Origin of the sequence: Blautia sp. Marseille-P2398 (assembly GCF_964240315.1) — a bacterium.
GTDB classification, from domain to species: Bacteria; Bacillota; Clostridia; order Lachnospirales; family Lachnospiraceae; genus Blautia_A; species Blautia_A wexlerae.
Window position 1 is genome coordinate 134,736 of sequence record NZ_CAXSTD010000009.1, and the last position, 18,305, is coordinate 153,040.

General features: G+C 41.5%; 19 protein-coding genes. 16 read left to right on the top strand and 3 right to left on the bottom strand.

Annotated elements, in window-relative coordinates:
• Positions 1-12: 12 nt before the first annotated feature.
• Together ACESZG_RS11955 and ACESZG_RS11960 are read right to left on the bottom strand one after the other, a co-directional pair.
• Positions 13-558 (bottom strand): MATE family efflux transporter, encoded by a 546-nt coding sequence (locus tag ACESZG_RS11955; protein ID WP_373218391.1) that lies wholly within the window; start codon positions 556-558, stop codon positions 13-15.
• Positions 558-1,568 carry a LacI family DNA-binding transcriptional regulator gene (locus tag ACESZG_RS11960; RefSeq protein ID WP_343309284.1) on the bottom strand — a complete coding sequence of 337 codons (1,011 nt, stop codon included), beginning with the start codon at positions 1,566-1,568 and terminating at the stop codon, positions 558-560. The genes ACESZG_RS11955 and ACESZG_RS11960 overlap by 1 nt, the downstream gene beginning before the upstream one ends.
• Before the next feature lie 284 nt (positions 1,569-1,852).
• On the opposite strand from ACESZG_RS11960, the gene ACESZG_RS11965 reads away from it, so the two are divergent.
• The 12 genes from ACESZG_RS11965 to ACESZG_RS12020 all read left to right on the top strand — a co-directional run bounded on the left by ACESZG_RS11965 (position 1,853) and on the right by ACESZG_RS12020 (position 10,893).
• Positions 1,853-2,107, top strand: a complete 255-nt coding sequence (locus tag ACESZG_RS11965; RefSeq protein ID WP_202018874.1) for a helix-turn-helix transcriptional regulator — start codon at positions 1,853-1,855, stop codon at positions 2,105-2,107.
• Positions 2,097-2,555: a DUF6773 family protein gene (locus tag ACESZG_RS11970; RefSeq protein ID WP_330609975.1), complete on the top strand. Its 459-nt coding sequence runs from the start codon at positions 2,097-2,099 to the stop codon at positions 2,553-2,555. The genes ACESZG_RS11965 and ACESZG_RS11970 overlap by 11 nt, the downstream gene beginning before the upstream one ends.
• A gap of 77 nt (positions 2,556-2,632) precedes the next feature.
• Entirely contained in the window at positions 2,633-3,466 is an 834-nt protein-coding gene (locus ACESZG_RS11975) for an alpha/beta fold hydrolase (protein ID WP_195566454.1), read from the top strand.
• Positions 3,463-3,657, top strand: coding sequence for a hypothetical protein (locus tag ACESZG_RS11980; protein WP_008706664.1), 195 nt, complete (start codon positions 3,463-3,465; stop codon positions 3,655-3,657). Before ACESZG_RS11975 ends, ACESZG_RS11980 begins: the two co-directional genes overlap by 4 nt.
• 178 nt (positions 3,658-3,835) lie before the next feature.
• Positions 3,836-4,075 carry a DUF3791 domain-containing protein gene (locus tag ACESZG_RS11985; protein ID WP_044951932.1) on the top strand — a complete coding sequence of 80 codons (240 nt, stop codon included), beginning with the start codon at positions 3,836-3,838 and terminating at the stop codon, positions 4,073-4,075.
• A complete protein-coding gene (locus tag ACESZG_RS11990; protein WP_008706660.1) occupies positions 4,072-4,542 on the top strand; it encodes a DUF3990 domain-containing protein in 471 nt (156 codons plus the stop codon). The genes ACESZG_RS11985 and ACESZG_RS11990 overlap by 4 nt, the downstream gene beginning before the upstream one ends.
• On the top strand, positions 4,539-4,781 hold the full coding sequence (locus tag ACESZG_RS11995) for a DUF3791 domain-containing protein (protein WP_008706659.1): 243 nt from the start codon (positions 4,539-4,541) through the stop codon (positions 4,779-4,781). The genes ACESZG_RS11990 and ACESZG_RS11995 overlap by 4 nt, the downstream gene beginning before the upstream one ends.
• Before the next feature lie 68 nt (positions 4,782-4,849).
• Positions 4,850-5,146 (top strand): hypothetical protein, encoded by a 297-nt coding sequence (locus tag ACESZG_RS12000; RefSeq protein WP_020993550.1) that lies wholly within the window; start codon positions 4,850-4,852, stop codon positions 5,144-5,146.
• Positions 5,147-5,244: 98 nt separating this feature from the next.
• Positions 5,245-7,836, top strand: coding sequence for an ATP-dependent chaperone ClpB (gene clpB, locus ACESZG_RS12005; protein ID WP_118613835.1), 2,592 nt, complete (start codon positions 5,245-5,247; stop codon positions 7,834-7,836).
• On the top strand, positions 7,837-8,010 hold the full coding sequence (locus ACESZG_RS12010) for a DUF4250 domain-containing protein (RefSeq protein WP_008706656.1): 174 nt from the start codon (positions 7,837-7,839) through the stop codon (positions 8,008-8,010).
• A gap of 426 nt (positions 8,011-8,436) precedes the next feature.
• Positions 8,437-9,876 carry a sodium:proton antiporter gene (locus ACESZG_RS12015; RefSeq protein WP_008706655.1) on the top strand — a complete coding sequence of 480 codons (1,440 nt, stop codon included), beginning with the start codon at positions 8,437-8,439 and terminating at the stop codon, positions 9,874-9,876.
• A 15-nt stretch (positions 9,877-9,891) separates the two neighbouring features.
• Entirely contained in the window at positions 9,892-10,893 is a 1,002-nt protein-coding gene (locus tag ACESZG_RS12020) for an AAA family ATPase (protein WP_055152322.1), read from the top strand.
• Between the two features lie 75 nt (positions 10,894-10,968).
• Here ACESZG_RS12020 and ACESZG_RS12025 read toward each other — a convergent pair whose 3' ends face one another.
• On the bottom strand, positions 10,969-12,303 hold the full coding sequence (locus ACESZG_RS12025) for a sodium-dependent transporter (protein ID WP_373218395.1): 1,335 nt from the start codon (positions 12,301-12,303) through the stop codon (positions 10,969-10,971).
• Positions 12,304-12,470: 167 nt separating this feature from the next.
• On the opposite strand from ACESZG_RS12025, the gene ACESZG_RS12030 reads away from it, so the two are divergent.
• The 4 genes from ACESZG_RS12030 to ACESZG_RS12045 all read left to right on the top strand — a co-directional run bounded on the left by ACESZG_RS12030 (position 12,471) and on the right by ACESZG_RS12045 (position 18,192).
• Positions 12,471-13,355, top strand: a complete 885-nt coding sequence (locus ACESZG_RS12030) for a LysR family transcriptional regulator (RefSeq protein WP_022381258.1) — start codon at positions 12,471-12,473, stop codon at positions 13,353-13,355.
• Between the two features lie 233 nt (positions 13,356-13,588).
• Positions 13,589-14,056: a MarR family winged helix-turn-helix transcriptional regulator gene (locus tag ACESZG_RS12035; RefSeq protein ID WP_022381257.1), complete on the top strand. Its 468-nt coding sequence runs from the start codon at positions 13,589-13,591 to the stop codon at positions 14,054-14,056.
• 138 nt (positions 14,057-14,194) lie between these two features.
• Entirely contained in the window at positions 14,195-16,357 is a 2,163-nt protein-coding gene (locus ACESZG_RS12040; protein ID WP_373218398.1) for an ABC transporter ATP-binding protein, read from the top strand.
• The gene (locus tag ACESZG_RS12045) at positions 16,354-18,192 is read left to right on the top strand and encodes an ABC transporter ATP-binding protein (RefSeq protein ID WP_373218400.1); all 1,839 of its coding nucleotides are present in this window, start codon (positions 16,354-16,356) and stop codon (positions 18,190-18,192) included. The genes ACESZG_RS12040 and ACESZG_RS12045 overlap by 4 nt, the downstream gene beginning before the upstream one ends.
• Positions 18,193-18,305: the final 113 nt, after the last annotated feature.

Genomic DNA, 18,305 nt, shown 5'->3' on the forward strand with positions numbered 1-18,305 from the left:
TACAGTGCTTTTTCAGCACAAACTAATTATCCACTTACGTCTTTTAAAGACAATTAACGATACAGCAAGCCTGAATAATTCCTCTGTGGTAAGCAATGTATACACACCAACAATTCCCCACTTGAATACATATGCTGCAAGCAGACACAGGGGAATTCCAATACACCATGTGCCAACAATATCAATAATCATAATGATTTTGGTGTTACCGCCACTTCTTATAATTCCTCCGCCAAGTATCATATTTTCTACCTTGACCGGAGCATACAAGGCAAATACGATAAGCAGTGTTCTTCCAAGCTCTTTTACGCTGTCATCAACACGATATAATCCGGTATATACTTCGGCCAAAAGAATGAGTAAAGCCGATACCGTTACCGCACCAATCACCACTGAAAAAATCAGTGAAAAATTACCGCATAATCCAACTGCTGATATATTTGTCTCGCCTAACTGTCCGATCATGATCTGGTCAACAATTGAAAATGATGCCTGCAGCATACTTTGCAATGTGACAGGAATTGCTATTTTACACAACAATTTCATAAATTTTGACATTATAATTTCCTCGTACTTTCCCTTTTTACTAAATCAACCGGTAACACGATTTCTGTCTTATATTCTGCTCCATCGCGCATTGCCTCCAGACATTCAATTGCCGCTTTCGCCCTTAAGTTTGCTTCCTGATGAATCGTTGTGAGGGAAGGATTACTTTCCCTGCTTGCCATGTTATCATCAAAGCCGATAATCTGGATATCCTCTGGAATCTGAATGTTCTTTCCTTGTAAAAACTTCATAAACTCAAGTGCATAAAAATCGGACACTGCAAAAACAGCGGTAACATTGCTTTTTAACAGCTGTATATATTTATCCTCGTAAAAGCACATTCTTTCCCTTTCTGTCTTTGGTATCTCCCATCTATATGTTTCTCCTGGTTCAAAGGCTTTGCGAAACCCTTCGATGCGTTCTTTATCCATGCAGATGAAATTATCTGCTATGCATAATGCTTTTTTATGTCCCAGTTCCTTTAAATATTTCCCGGCCTGATAGCCGCCGTTATAATGATCGATGACCAGATTTACTACCTTTGAGCATTTTTCAAAATAGCCATCATACACTACAAACGAAATCCGCATCTGATTTCTGAGGCTTTCATAGTCAGCTTCACAAAATCCAATCAGAATCAGTCCATCCATATTCCACATGGATGCAAATACCGGAATCTCTCTGATATCAGATGTCGTTTTTATCATCAGAAAATATCCTTTTTCATTAACCTCATGGGAAAGAGCATTCAGCGATGACATCACAAATCCATCCTCTAAAACCCTGCCCTCATACTTTTCATGGTCATTCACCACCACTCCGATGATTCTTGAATTATTTCTCGCAAGCAAAATGCCAGCCATATTCGGGATATATCCAGACCTTTCAAGTTCCTGTTGGACGCGTTTTACCGTCTCATCTGAAATCTTTTCTGTTTTGCCGTGAATCACTTTTGAGACAGTAGCAGTACTAAGACCTAACGCATCTGCAACATCTACGATTCTAACTCTGTTCTGTGTCATTTCCATTCCTTCTTCTGCGATATTATGATTATATGGTACATTATAAATGTGGAATTTACAAAGATTAAGCGCATAACCTGTTACAAAATTTGCATTCGATTTTTGTGAATTTTTACTATTATATTACACATTTTCAGCAATCTGAATACACATGAAAGAGTACTTATGGACATAAAAATGACAGGGGATTTTTTTACCGTGAAGTAAAGATTCAATTATGGGTTAATCATTAAGGGCATTCTTATCTTAATATACAAGACAAAAAGTAAAATATAATTGACATTATGGAAAAGAAGTGTTACTTTATAAATGGAGGTGAACATAAAGTGGCAAAAAATATTGCGATAAAAGTGGCAAGGGCTGAAAAAGATATGACGCAAAAGGTCTTAGCAGAAGCTGTTGGTGTTTCAAGGCAAACTATAAATGCTATCGAAAAGGGAGAATATAATCCCACAATAAAACTGTGTTGTAAAATTTGTCGCGTATTAGATAAACGTTTAGATGATTTATTCTGGGAGGATGAAGAGGATGAAAATTAGGAAGATGAAAAGTAATTTAGATGAACGTCAGGAACTAAAACTTCTTAAAATCGAACATAATGGATGTTGGATTGCTTTTTGGGGATTGCTGATTGTAATGGCAATACAAATGATAGTGGGGAATGACAGTATTAAGAATCTTGCCGGAGAAGGGGCTGTACTTATGAGTCTTGCCTTTTATCTTTTGGTTGCATGTATCCGAAATGGAATCTGGGACAGGAGATTGAAACCGAATTTCAAGACGAATGTCATAGTCAGTAGTATTGCGGCAGTGTTGACAGGAATTATATGGTTTAGTGTTTCCTATCGGAATTACCATAAACTTATTGGTTCAATTGCAACCGGAATTATTATGTTTGTGCAGGTGGAAATCTTATGTTTATTAGCATTAATGATATTTTCTAAAATATATAAAAGAAGAGTACAGAAACTTGAGGAAGATGAGTGATATATGAAGTAGAAGATATTAATGATATCTGGAAATGATAAATCATTGGGAAATGGTTTATGGAAAGGGGGCGAAAAATGACAGAAAACAGTTACAAGACGCCCTGTGGCTGCATCCATTATTTTGTAAATATAATAAATAAACAGAGAATTACGTTAGTGTTCTTACCGGGACTTACGTCAGACCATAGGCTTTTTGAGAAGCAGACAGAATATTTTGAGAATAAACAGAATGTGTTTGTATGGGATGCACCATCACATGCATTATCCAGACCATTTACGAATAATTACGGCCTGTCTGATATGGCAGAATGGCTTTATGAAATTTTAGCAAAAGAAGAAATTTATAATCCAATCATTATCGGTCAGTCTATGGGTGGATATCTGGCCCAAATGTATATGGAATTATATCCGGATAAGATAACGGGGTTTATCTCCATTGATTCTGCACCGCTTCAAAAGTCTTATATGACTGCAATGGAAATATGGCTTCTTGAAAGAGTAGAGCCATTATACAGAATATATCCATGGAAAGCTCTTCTTAGGGCTGGTTCAAGAGGGTGCTCTGAGACGGACTATGGTCAGAATCTTATGCGAAAGATGATGATGGCCTATGACTCAGAGCATAAAGAATATGCAAGGCTCGCTGGCTTCGGGTACAGAATGCTTGCTGAGGCAATTAAAGCAGATTTGCCATATCATATCAGTTGTCCGGCATTACTTATCTGTGGAGAAAAGGATAAAGCGGGATCTGCAAAAAGTTATAATAAGAAATGGCATCAGAGGGAAGGTTTATCGCTTAAATGGATAAAGAATGCCGGTCATAATTCCAATACTGACCAGCCGGATGAAGTAAACAGACTTATAGAAAAATTTATCAGCGAGATAGATAGGAAAGGAGTGCCCGGATGAAATTAAATATACAGTGGAAAAAAGTATTATATGGAATTGCATTGATAGTTATTAGTATAATATTGGCTGCTCTGCATTTTATTGTGGCTGGAAAAGGTATCGGATATTTTACTTCTAGCATTATTGCAGTTATATCGGTATCTACTTGGGATTCAAGCGTGAGTTTTCCAAACTTATCGGATTCTTGGTAGTTGCCTTAGTAGCCGTTGGTCTTGTATTCAATACGTCCGGCGTAAAAGACGTATTGTTACAGTTATTCAATAAGATTATTGGAGCGTAAATTTAGTATTGTTATTGTGCGGACATTTGCATATAATAAAGATAAAAGCGTTCAAATGGAGAACAGTGATTCCGAAGGAGGGCTTGTAGATTATGACAGATGAAAAAATCAAAAATTCCAGTGAGCTGGAGTTTGCTGTTTTTTGCATTGAAAATGTAGCGGCAAAGCTGGGTGTGAATGCAGAGCGTGTTTATCAGGCATTTACCGAACAGAGTAATATTTTGAACGGCTATATTGTGCCGGAATATGAAATGTTGCATACCCAGAGCAGGGAATATATTGTTGATGACCTCCTTGACGTGATGAAAGAAAGGGGTGTAGAAGTATGATTCTCTATCATGGTTCTTTTTTAGAGATTGCTAAGCCAGATTTAGCTCATTCCCGCCCCAATGTGGATTTCGGGCGTGGCTTTTATGCCACGCCGCTATATGAACAGGCTGCAAAGTGGTGCGGCAAGTTCAAACGTCGTGGGAAAGACGGTATTATTTCCCGGTATGAATACGATGAAAGCCGGGAATCTGAACTGAAAATGCTGAAATTCGATTCTTATTCCGAAGAATGGCTGGATTTTATTTTGAACTGCCGCAGCGGGAAAGATTCGACCGATTACGACCTGGTTGTGGGTGGTGTTGCCAATGATAAGGTGTTCAATACTGTGGAGCTGTTCTTTGACGGGCTGATTGATAAGACGGAAGCTATCAACCGCCTGCGTTATGAAAAGCCGAATCTGCAAATAAGTTTCCGCACAGAAAAAGCATTGTCTTTATTGCATTTTGAAGGGAGTGAAACATTATGACAGCGAATCCGATTTTGCTTCAGAAAAAATATAGCCGTGTTATTGAATGCTTTGCTAAACAGCAGGGGCTCTCGCTGGATGCGGCATTGGATTTCTTTTATCATTCCCAGGTTTATCAGCTGATTCGTGACGGTGTTTCTGATATGCACTGCATGAGCGATGCATATTTGGCAGAGGAACTGGAACAAGAATATGCCGGGAAAGTGCCTGTAAATGTGGTAGTAAAGGATATGATTTAAAGCAGTCTTTCATTTAGGATCGACTGCTTTTTTCATATTCAAAATTAAAAAGAAAGGACTGAATTACGATGGAAGAGAAACTTCCTTTTGCTGGCGACATTGTAAGGACAACTTCTGTCAGACGATTAAACAAGCTGTACTTTGCTTATATGAATTTATCGCCAGAAGTTCAGCAGGCTTATAAAGAGTTGATTCTCTATTGTGGCGGTGTTGAGGATTTATTGCAGAAATCAGAAATATGGATAAAGAATTCTGGTCATAATTCCAATACGGACCAGCCGAATGAAGTAAACAGACTGATAGAAAAATTTATCAGCGAGGTAGATAGGAGAGGAGTTGAAAAAAAATTAGCACTCACCTATTGACAGTGCTAACAACATGTGTTATATTACATGCAGAACAAAGAAAACAACATATTTCTCCCTCGGGAGAGATATTTCTCATATAAGAGGAGGGTTAGCCTATGAATATCAGTAAATTTACACAGAAATCCGTACAGGCTGTCCAGGATCTGGAGAAGGTTGCTTATCAGTTTGGCAACCAGGAGATTGAAGAGGAGCATCTTTTATATGCTCTGCTGGAACAGGAAGACAGCCTGATTCTTAAACTGATTGAGAAGATGGAGATAGATAAGGATTATTTCAGAAATTCTCTGAATCAGGCACTGGATGCCAGGGTTAAGGTATCTGGCGGTGAGCTTCGTTTCGGACAGTATCTGAATAAGGCTCTGGTCAGTGCAGAGGATGAAGCCAAGGCAATGGGTGATGAATATGTCTCTGTAGAGCATTTATTCCTTGCTTTGTTGAGATATCCAAGTCCAAGCATGAAGAAACTGTTTCAGGAATTTGGCATTACTAAGGAGCGTTTCCTGCAGGCACTTTCTACAGTACGAGGCAATCAGCGTGTAGTCAGTGACAATCCGGAAGCTACTTATGATACTTTGAATAAATATGGCGAGGATTTAGTCGAAAAGGCACGTAACCAGAAGCTGGATCCTGTGATCGGACGTGATGAAGAAATCCGTAATATCATCAGAATCCTTTCACGTAAGACCAAGAACAATCCTGTGCTCATCGGTGAGCCTGGTGTAGGTAAGACTGCAGCAATCGAGGGTCTTGCACAGCGAATCGTGGCAGAGGATGTGCCGGAAGGTCTGAAGGATAAGAAGATTTTTGCCTTGGACATGGGTGCTCTGGTAGCAGGTGCCAAATACAGAGGTGAGTTTGAGGAACGTCTGAAAGCAGTCCTTGAAGAAGTAAAGAAGAGTGAAGGAAACATCATTCTTTTCATTGATGAGTTACATCTGATCGTTGGTGCAGGTAAGACAGACGGAGCTATGGATGCCAGCAATATGCTGAAACCTATGCTTGCCAGAGGTGAGCTTCACTGTATCGGTGCTACAACTCTGGATGAGTATCGTCAGTATATTGAGAAAGATGCAGCTCTGGAACGTCGTTTCCAGCCTGTTATGGTAGATGAACCTACAGTGGAGGATACCATTTCCATCCTTCGTGGTCTTAAGGAGAGATATGAGGTCTTCCATGGTGTTAAGATTACAGACAGTGCGCTGGTTGCAGCAGCTACACTTTCACATAGATATATCACAGACCGTTTTCTTCCTGATAAGGCCATTGACCTGGTGGATGAGGCCTGTGCCCTGATCAAGACAGAGCTGGACTCCATGCCTTCAGAGCTGGATGAACAGCGCCGTAAGATCATGCAGCTGGAGATTGAGGAATCTGCACTGAAGAAAGAGACAGATAACCTGAGTAAGGAACGTCTGGAAGCACTTCAGAAGGAGCTGGCAGAGCTTCGTGATACCTTTAATACACAGAAAGCACAGTGGGATAATGAGAAGCATTCTGTAGAGAAATTACAGAAGCTTCGTGAGCAGATCGAGGATGTAAATAAGCAGATCCAGAAAGCAAAACAGAACTATGATCTGGAGAAGGCTGCACAGTTACAGTACGGCGAACTTCCGAAATTACAGCAGCAGCTGGAAATCGAAGAAAAGAGTGTGAAAGAAAGTGACAGAAGTCTGGTTCATGAGGCAGTTACTGATGATGAGATCGCAAGGATTATTTCCAGATGGACCGGTATTCCTGTAACAAGACTGACAGAAGGCGAGAGAGCCAAACTCCTCACTCTGGAAGATCAGCTTCACAAGAGAGTTGTAGGTCAGGATGAAGGTGTGAAGAGGGTTACAGATGCAATCCTTCGTTCCAAAGCCGGCATCAAGGATCCGACCAAACCTATCGGTTCCTTCCTGTTCCTTGGTCCGACAGGTGTAGGTAAGACAGAGCTTGCCAAAACTCTGGCAGAGAATCTGTTTGATGATGAACAGAATATGGTCAGAATTGATATGAGTGAATACATGGAGAAGTATTCTGTATCCAGACTGATCGGAGCGCCTCCGGGATATGTAGGATATGAGGAGGGCGGCCAGCTTACTGAGGCAGTCCGCCGTAAACCATACAGTGTTGTACTTTTCGATGAGATTGAGAAGGCACATCCGGATGTGTTTAACGTACTGCTGCAGGTACTGGATGATGGCCGTATCACAGATTCTCAGGGACGTACAGTTGACTTTAAGAATACAATTCTTATCATGACTTCCAACATCGGTTCTCCGTATCTGCTGGATGGTATTGATGAGAATGGTGAGATCAAACCTGAGGCTCAGAGTCAGGTTATGGATGACCTGAGAGGCCATTTCCGTCCGGAATTCCTGAACCGTCTGGATGAAATAATTATGTTCAAGCCCTTGACAAAATCCAATATTGGTAAGATAGTAGACTTGATGGTCGGCGAGCTTGACAAACGTCTTGCAGACCAGGAGCTTTCCCTGGAACTGACAGATGCAGCCAAGGATCAGGTTATCGAGAATGGCTATGACCCGGTATATGGTGCACGTCCGTTGAAGCGCTATCTGCAGAAATATGTAGAGACTCTTGCGGCGAGAAAGATTTTGTCCGGAGATGTTCACGCAGGTGATACTCTGGTGCTGGATGTTCAGAATGGGGAATTCATTGTTACGGTAAAGGACGGAAACTAAATGATACCCAAAGATCCAATGATTCTGCTGAGTTATGTGAATACTCAGCTCAGGGATTACTATGATTCCCTGGAAGCACTCTGTACATGCAGAGGACTGAAGAAAGACGAACTGGTGGCGAAGATGCATTCCATCGACTATGAGTATGATGAAGCAACCAATCAGTTCATATAAGAAATATGCGAAATGCTCTCTGACAGCGGGAATTGCTGTTGGGGAGCATTTTTCGTATTGCATATAAGAAAGATCCCTGCTTTAATTGCCCAAAAGTGATAAACTGCGGAGCAGTTATTGGGTCATGTGTTTCAAAATCAGTACAATTTTAAAAAATAGATAAGGCAGCACAAAAAAATGTCAGTAATAAAGATTAAATCGTTAAAATATAAACGAAAATAATCAGGGAATATGTAAAAAATGTATAAAAAAACAGGAAATAAAGTATAAATATTCACTATCCACACAATTGATTTTTGTATGCTGTATGATATAATTGCATCTGTAAAAAACAAGCGCATATTAAATAGGAAGAAACACGTATATGAAAAAAATCTCCTGAATGATAATCGCGCTGTACGAAAATACAATATGGAGGTGGCAGTTTTGAAAAAGTTGGTGACCGTACTGGGTGCTTTTTTTGCAGTTCTTCTGGCTTGCCCGTTGAGTGTATTTGCGGCAGAAGGCAGTAAAGCACCATCTACAGTACCTGTATGGCTTTGCATTCCCTTTGCAGGGCTTTTGTTATGTATTGCAGTGATGCCTCTGGTAAAAGCGGAGTGGTGGGAGTCTCATCAGCCACTGGTTGTTGCCTTATGGATCATTCTGATGGTGGTTCCATTTGCTTTCGTTTATGGAGCCGGAAAGACTGCAGAGACAGTTCTGGACTGTATTGTGAATGATTATCTTACATTCATCATTCTGTTATTCGGCCTGTTCTGCGTATCTGGTAATATTACCATGGAGGGTGATTTCGCAGGTTCCCCCCGTGTTAATGTAGGTCTGCTTGCACTGGGAACTCTTCTGTCAAGCTGTATCGGTACCACCGGTGCCAGTATGCTGATGGTACGTCCGGTAATTAAAATGAATTCATGGAGAAAGAGAAAAGGACATATTATGATCTTCTTTATCTTTATGGTTTCCAATATGGGTGGATGTCTTACACCAATCGGAGATCCGCCGCTGTTAATGGGATTTATGCGAGGCGTTCCTTTCTTCTGGAGCCTGCATCTGTTCCCTGTACTGATCTTTAATATGGTCATTCTGCTGTTTGTATTTTATCAGATTGATAAACGTTCCTACAGAAAAGATATTGCAAATGGCCGTAAACCGGATATCCGTAAACCGGGTACTCAGTTTCGTCTGGATGGACTGCACAATATCATCTTCCTTGTGATGATCGTTGGCGCGGTAATCTTAAGCGGTGTACTTCCGGGAATGTCCGCATTTCAGGATGCCGCAGGCAATGTAAGAGGCATTCATCTTTTTGGAGAAGTAACCCTGACATTCCCGGCACTGATTGAGATTGTAATCATATTGCTTGCTGCTTTTCTTTCCTTTAAGACAACAGATAAGCAGATCCGTATCAGAAACCATTTTACCTGGGGCGCGATCCAAGAGGTTGCGGTTTTATTCATCGGTATTTTTATCACCATGCAGCCTGCATTGATGCTTCTGAAAGCGGTAGGACCGAATCTGGGAGTTACTGAACCGGCAGAGATGTTCTGGGCAACCGGTGCACTTTCCAGTTTTCTGGATAATACACCGACGTATCTGGTATTCCTTACAACAGCAGGAACGCTGGCATTTACAAATGGAATCACAACTACACTGGGAACAGTACCTACCAAGATTCTGTCTGCCATTTCCTGTGGTGCGGTATTCATGGGTGCCAACACTTATATCGGAAATGCCCCAAACTTTATGGTAAAGGCAATCTCTGATGAGAATGGTGTGAAGATGCCGTCATTCTTCGGATATATGCTGTGGTCTGTGGCATTTCTGGTTCCGGTGTTTATTATCGATATGTTTGTATTCTTTTTATAAGGAGGGAGGATCATTATGCAGGATAATCAGGAAAAATGTAAAGAACTTGCAATACGCATTTATAACCTGGACGAAGAAGTTTATAAATGTGTGGGTTCCTCTCTGGGACGTACATTTACAGGACAAAAAGAAACAACTCTCCGTCATCTGGCAGCGCTGATGTATACCAAGCCTGACGGACATCTGCTCAGAAGTGAACTGGCGCTGATCAGTAACATGGCCCGTACCATCAGGGATAAGAGCGAGAGAAGACGTCTTATGATAGAGTATGACAGTATTCTGAAAGAGATTGAAAGTCTTCCGGATACATTTGGACAGACAGATATTGTAGATAAAGAACGTATCAGTCTGAATAATCTGATCGCAAGACGCCAGAATGAGATTTCCGAAAATGATCATCTGATCATCTGTATCAGCCGTACACAGGGAAGTGGCGGTAATGATATCGGATTTGAACTGGCAGATCAGCTTCAGATCAACTATTATGATGCAGAGATTTTTGATCAGGTTATGAAGCGTCTGCAGGCAGATAAAAATGCAGTGGGTGATGCCGGCAGTTTTGAGGGATTTGATAAATACAGAAAGAAAAAACATACAGATCTGAAAACCTGGTTCAGGGAATTTAACCGTTATCACGGACTTCCGAAGCAGGATGCCGTATTTTTCAATATGAGTGATCTGATCTGTGAACTGGCAAAGAGTGAAGACTGTGTGATCATGGGACGCTGCGCAGACACGATTCTTAAGAATAATCACATTCCGCATATCAGCCTGTTTATCAGTGCTCCTTTTCAGGTTCGTGTACAGCACGTTATGGATATCCGTAATATGAATCTGAAACAGGCAGTACATTTCCTGAAGCAGATGGATAAGCAGCATAAGAAATATTATGAATTTTATACCGGTGAGAAATGGGGAAAACCGGAGAATTATGATTTGTGTATCAACAGTGCCAACTATGGACTGAAGGATACAATTGAGCTGATCCGGAGAATGCTGGATCAGAAGGTTCACTAAAATTAAAAATGATGGTTGGATAAAAAATAAGCTCTGTGGATAGAAGTTTTGATCCACGGAGCTTATTTTTCTTTTTTATTTCCAGTTGAATGTGAACATTCCATAAATATAGATAAAGGCAATTATAATCGGAAGTACAAACCGGAAGAGCGGTTTCATCCAGCTCTGTACCTTTAAGCCCTTACCTGTATTGCTCTCTTTGATAAAGTTATCCCATCCCCAGCCGAACTTATTACAGCAGAAGAGTGCAAGGATGAGAGAGCCAAGGGGTAAAATATTGTTGGAAACAATAAAATCCCAGAAATCAAGCCAGGTAGTTCCTTCGGCAAATGGCTGGAAGTGGAAAACGCTGAAACCAAGGGCTGTGGTAAGTGCCAGAAGAAAGACACCTGTGCCGCAGACCACGCTGCCTTTTGGACGGGACCAGCCGGTAAGCTCACGGATCATTGCCAGGATATTCTCGCACACACCCAGGACGGTTGACATGGCTGCGAATACCATGAACAAGAAGAATAAGGAACCCCAGATGCGACCTCCGGACATGTTGTTAAAAACTGCTGCCATTGTATCAAACAGAAGGCTCGGACCTGCATTTACTTCCAGATCAAAGGTGAAGCATGCAGGGAAAATAATAACTCCTGCCAGAAATGCAACCAGTGTGTCCAGTGTGATCACATGAATGGCTTCCCCCATCAGGGAATGTTCTTTACCAATATAGCTGCCAAAGATAGCCATGCCACCCATGCCTGTAGACAAAGTAAAGAATGCCTGGTTCATTGCCCCTACGATCACCGAACCATCAATCTTTGAGAAATCCGGTTTCAGATAAAAGGTCATTCCCTCACCAGCGCCTTTCAGAAAAAGACTGTGCACAGCGAGAGCAAGCATCAGTACCAGCAGTGCAGACATCATATATTTTGTCACACGTTCCAGTCCTCCCTGAAGATTGAAGGAAAGGATGAAAAATGCAATGACTACAGTGACCAGTAAGAAGAATACATTCACAGAGGGAGAGGAGATCATGGATGAAAATCCCAGCGAACCATTTTTACCTCTGAGAAACTGTACAAAATAATAAATGATCCAGCCGCAGACAACAGTGTAAAATGCCATCAGGGCAATGTTGCCAAGCAGACAGAACCAGCCGAAAATCCCCCATTTCTGTCCTGGTTTTTCCAGCTTACGGTACATGAAAAGGGGACTTGTCTGAGCCGCTCTTCCGATGGAAAATTCCAACACAAGAGCCGGGATTCCCAGGATGACCAGACACAGAAGATAGATCAGCATAAAGCTGCCGCCGCCATTTTGCCCGCACATCCACGGGAATTTCCATACATTTCCGCAGCCAATGGCGCAGCCGGCGGAAAGCATAATGAAGCCAAGCCGGCTTCCAAGCTGTTCACGTTTCATAAGATAACGCTCCCTTCAGAAGTTCATATAAGGGATATTATAAGATAAAAAACAATATTTGTAAAATTGATTGTTTTGTTGTATATTATTGAAAATATCGTTTATAAAAAATAACGATTCAATGTTTCAATGGAAAAATACTGGAAAGTTATGGGAAGGAATGAACTATGGATACAAATGTGTTAAAAACTTTTATTGCAGTATGTGAATATTCCGGATTTTCGGCTGCTGCAAAAGAACTGGGATATACGCAGTCTACAGTTTCTTCACAGATTAAACAACTGGAAAAGGAACTTGATGTCAGGCTGTTTGACCGTTATTATCATAAAATCAATCTTACGGAAAAGGGAGTTTTAGTTTTGCAGCAGGCTCGAAATATTCTGAAGGCACAGGCGAAAATGCTTGATTCGCTGAATTCGGCTGAAAGCATTGAAGGCGAGATTCGGTTGTCTATGTCCAGTTCTGTCTGCAGCAGATATTTTAAAAATGATTTTCTGCGTTTTCATCATCAGTATCCGGAAATAAAAGTAGAGATAACAGAAAACGGTACAGAGCAGATGTTTGATAAATTGCGGAAGAACGAAACAGATTTAGTTTTTACTCTGGACAGGCATATTTATGATTCGGATTTTATTATTTGTGCGGAACAGGAAGAACAGGTTCATTTTATTGTAGCGGCTGATAATCCTGTTGCAGGCTGTTCATGGAAATTAAGTGAAATTTCTCAGAATGAGTTTGTGTTAACAGAACAAGCCATGAGCTACAGAAAAATACTGAATGAAACCCTTGCGTCCCAATCACTGGAAATCCGTCCGGTTCTTGAAATCGGAAATCCGCTTCAGATATGTGAACTGGTAAAAAACAGCAGCCTGCTTTCCTTTCTTCCGGATTTTATTTCGGAGAAATATGTGAAAGACGGACAGATTAAAAGACTGGATGTTGCCGGCTGCCCGGTAACTGTATGGACACAGTTGCTGCTCCACAAAAATAAATGGCGGTCTCCGGCAATTAATGTGTTTATAGAATTTTATAAAGAAGTCATGCAGAGATAGAACTTGAAGAATACTGGAAATTTTATTCGACCTGAGATGAAAAATATTAGCCGGACAAAATAAAATTGAATATTTACAAATTGGAAATATCAAAGTTAAATCTAAAATAATTATAAACTGCACAAAAAACACTTGCATTTTTTGTCTAAAAGTATATTATATATGATTAGTCAGGCTAATTAAAGAATAATATCAGACCTGAAAGAGGACAGAGGCCGGAAAGGAGTGAAGTTATGTGGTGCCCGGAAGAGGAGAAGAAAGAGAAACGAGAAGAGAAAAGCATGCCTGCGCTCTTTATGGAGATCAATCGCCAATATGGTATGAGATGTATGCAGCGTATACGGGAAATCGGTATCCAGCAGGGACAGATGCCGATCATTATGATCGTATACAGAAATAACGGCTGCAGCCAGAAGGAGATTGCAGAGCGTATGGGTGTAACACCGCCCACTGTTAATGTAAGTATCCAGCGTCTGGAGAAAGCCGACATTGTCTGCAGGAAACGTGATGATAAAGACCAACGCATCATGCGTGTATATCTGACAGAAAACGGAAGAAAAATCGTGGAGGAGCTCCAGCAGGAAAGCAAAGCTGTGGAAAAAGTGATGTTCAGCAATTTCAGCGAAGCAGAGCTATGTCTTTTACGAAGGTTTTTTGGGCAGATTCTGGATAATATTTCGGAGATACCTGTCAACAGGTAGAAACTGAAAAATACATGGTGGAGCAGATTGAGAAAACTGTATCAGCATGTTCAGATAAAAAATATTGTCTGTGAAAGAACTGACACGTGAGTTTAAACAGACATACATATTAAAAATAGGAAACGAGGGAATCAAGCAATGATTAAACTGATGAAATATCTGAAGAAATCAGCGGGATACATTGTCCTGATCATAGCACTTCTGTTTCTGCAGGCGTACTGTGATCTTTCCCTGCCGGATTATACCTCCAAGATTATTAATGTAGGTATCCAGCAGAAAGGTATTGAAGACAGTGTGCCGGATAAGCTTCGGGATTCAACCTTGCAGAATCTTCAGATTTTTATGGATGAGGATCAGAAAAAGGAAGTTTCACAGAATTATACACAGGAAGATGATACCTGGGTATTAAACGATGATATTTCCAAAGAAACCAGAGAGAATTTAAATGAGGATTTCTCCAAGGCAATGATGATGGTATCTGCCTTTTCCGAAGACAGTGAACAGGGGCAGGCAATGGTTGCACAGATGGGCCTTCCGGAGGGAACAGACCCACTGACAGCGCTGGCGCAGATGCCGGAAGAAGCAGTACAGCAGATTATGAGTCAGGTGGATGAGAAGCTGAAAGATATGCCGGAGTCTATTGTGACACAGGCTGGTGTTTCCTTTGTTGCTTCAGAATATGAAGCACTGGGGAAAGATGTGGATGCCATTCAGATGCATTACATCCTGATGTCAGGTATCAGAATGCTTGCCATGGCACTGGTGATCATGCTGGCAGCAATCAGCGTCACATTTATTTCGGCCAGAGTGGCAGGCAGACTTGGTCATGACCTGAGAAACAGCATTTACCGCAAGGTTATGAGCTTCTCCAGCAGAGAATATCATAAATTCTCCACAGCATCCCTGATCACACGAAGCACCAATGATGTGCAGCAGGTACAGCAGGTTATGGCAATGATGTTCCGTATTGTTCTGTACGCGCCGATCCTTGGTATTGGTGGTGTGATCAAGGTATTAAACACAGATTCTTCCATGACATGGATCCTTGGTGTGGCAGTTGGTCTGATCCTGATTGTGATCTTTGTGCTGTTCCAGGTGGCAATGCCAAAATTCACTATCTTACAGACTCTGATCGACAGACTGAATCTGGTATCCCGTGAGATCCTGACAGGTATTCCTGTTATCCGCGCATTCAGCCGTGAGAAGCATGAGGAAGAGCGTTTTGAGAAAGCAAATCTGGATCTGACAAAAACAAACCTGTTTGTCAACAGATGTATGACTTTTATGATGCCCATTATGATGCTGATCATGAATGGTGTATCTGTACTTATTATTTACAGTGGTTCCCATGCAGTAGACAACGGAACCATGCAGGTTGGTAATGTTATGGCATTCATCCAGTATGCGATGCAGATCATCATGTCCTTCCTGATGATCACTGCAATGTCCATTATGCTTCCAAGAGCAAATGTGGCAGCGCTTCGTATTGATGAGGTTCTGAAAACAGAGGTTTCTATTCAGGATCCGGAAACTCCGGTACATCCGTCAGAAAATGTGAAAGGTGAGATTGAATTTGATCATGTATCCTTCGCTTACCCGGAAGCAGGTGAGAATGTACTGACAGACATTTCCTTTAAAGCAAAGAAAGGTCAGACAATCGCAGTGATCGGAAGTACTGGAAGTGGTAAGAGTACCCTGATCAATCTGATTCCCAGATACTATGATGTGACAAAGGGTTCTGTTAAAGTAGATGGTGTGGATGTCCGTGACATGACTCAGAAAGAACTTCGTGACAAACTGGGATATGTGCCGCAGAAGGGTGTACTTTTCTCAGGTACCATTGATTCAAATATCCGCTATGGTAAGCCGGAGATCACTGATGCACAGGTAAAGGAAGCAGCAGAGGTTGCACAGGCTACAGAATTTATTGATACCAAACCGGAGAAATATGAATCTCCTGTATCACAGGGAGGTACCAATGTTTCGGGCGGACAGAAACAGCGTCTGTCCATTGCCAGAGCCATTGCAAAGGATCCGGAGATATTTATCTTTGATGACAGCTTCTCTGCCCTTGACTTTAAGACTGACAGTCAGTTAAGAAAGGCATTGAAGGAGTACACCAAGGATGCAACTACTGTGATCGTTGCCCAGAGGATCAGTACTATCCTTGGTGCAGACCAGATCATTGTACTGGACGACGGACATATGGCAGGCATTGGAACTCATAAGGAACTGATGGCAAATTGTGAGGTATATCAGCAGATTGCAAGATCTCAGTTATCAGAGGAGGAACTGGCATGAGCGAACAGAGAAGAAGAGGTCCTATGGGAGGACATGGACGTATGATGTCCGGCGAAAAGGCGAAAGACTTCAAGGGCTCCATGGCTAAGCTTTTCCGTTATATGGGACGATATAAATTCCGCTTTATACTGATGTTTATCTTTGCAGTAGCGGGAACTGTGTTTAGTATTGTAGGGCCTAAGATTTTAGGTAAGGCGACCACAGAGCTGTTTAACGGCCTGGTTGCCAAGGTAAACGGAACCGGTGAAATTGACTTCGGAAAGATCGGGATGATCCTGTTATGGACACTTGGATTATATGTGTTAAGTGCATGCTTTTCCTTTGTACAGGGATTCGTAATGTCAGGGATCTCCAATGATGTTACCTATAATCTGAGAAAAGATATTTCAAAGAAAATCAACAGACTGCCTCTGAACTATTATGAGAGCAGAACAAACGGTGAGATCCTCTCCCGTATCACCAATGATGTGGATACTCTGCAGATGAGTCTGAACCAGAGTCTGACACAGCTGATCACATCAGTGACAACCCTGATCGGTGTATTTATTATGATGCTTTCCATCAATGTGTGGATGACTCTGGCAGCACTTCTGATCCTGCCGGTTTCCATGTTCATCATCCAGACTGTCATGAAGCATTCCCAGAAATACTTTCAGGATCAGCAGAGCTATCTGGGTAAAGTAAACGGTCAGATCGAAGAAAACTTCGGTGGTCATAATGTGGTCCGGGTTTTCAACAAAGAGAATGATGTAGTAGAAGAATTTGAGAAAGACAATCAGAAGCTTTATGAATCTGCATGGAAATCTCAGTTCTTCTCAGGAATGATGATGCCCATCATGCAGTTTGTAGGTAACCTTGGATATGTAATGGTAGCTCTCTTAGGCGGCGTGTTTGTAATCAAAAAAAGTATTGAAGTCGGTGATATCCAGTCCTTCTTCCAGTACATCCGTAACTTTACACAGCCAATCCAGCAGATCGCACAGGTTACAAACCTGTTACAGTCCTCAGCAGCAGCTTCCGAACGAGTATTTGAATTCCTGGAGGAGCAGGAAGAGAGCCAGAATGAGAAGAACCCTGTAGATGTTAATACACTTACAGGAGATGTACAGTTTGAACATGTAAAATTCGGTTACAATCCGGATAAGATCATTATCAATGATTTCTCTGCAGATGTGAAGGATGGCCAGAAGATTGCCATTGTAGGTCCCACAGGTGCAGGAAAGACAACTATGGTGAAACTGCTTATGAGATTCTATGATCTCAATGGCGGAAGTATTAAGATAGATGGTTATGACATCAAAGACTTTAACAGAAGTAGTCTGAGAGAGATGTTTGGTATGGTGCTCCAGGATACCTGGCTGTTCTCAGGAACCATTATGGAAAATATCCGTTACGGACGTCTGGATGCTACAGATGAAGAGGTGATCGCAGCAGCAAAGGCTGCCCATGTGCACAACTTTATCATGCAGCAGCCGGGCGGCTATGACATGGTTCTGGATGAAGAAACCAGTAATATTTCCCAGGGACAGAAACAGCTTCTCACTATTGCCAGGGCAATTCTTGCCAATAATAAGATCCTGATCCTGGATGAGGCAACCTCCTCTGTAGATACCAGAACCGAAGTGCGTATCCAGAAAGCCATGGACAATCTGATGAAGGGCAGAACCAGCTTTGTGATCGCACACAGACTTTCTACCATCAAGGATGCAGATCTGATCCTGGTTATGAAAGACGGTGACATTATCGAGCAGGGAAATCATGAAGAGCTTCTGTCTAAGAAAGGCTTCTATGCAGACCTGTATAACAGTCAGTTTGAGAATAAGGCAACTGCCTGAAATAGAAAATTACAGTATGGAAATCATGATATAAATCATGGTGTAAATCTATGGCAATTTCTGAAAAAATGAAATTACTGTAAGAAAGAAATGTATTATAAATCCCTCAGGGT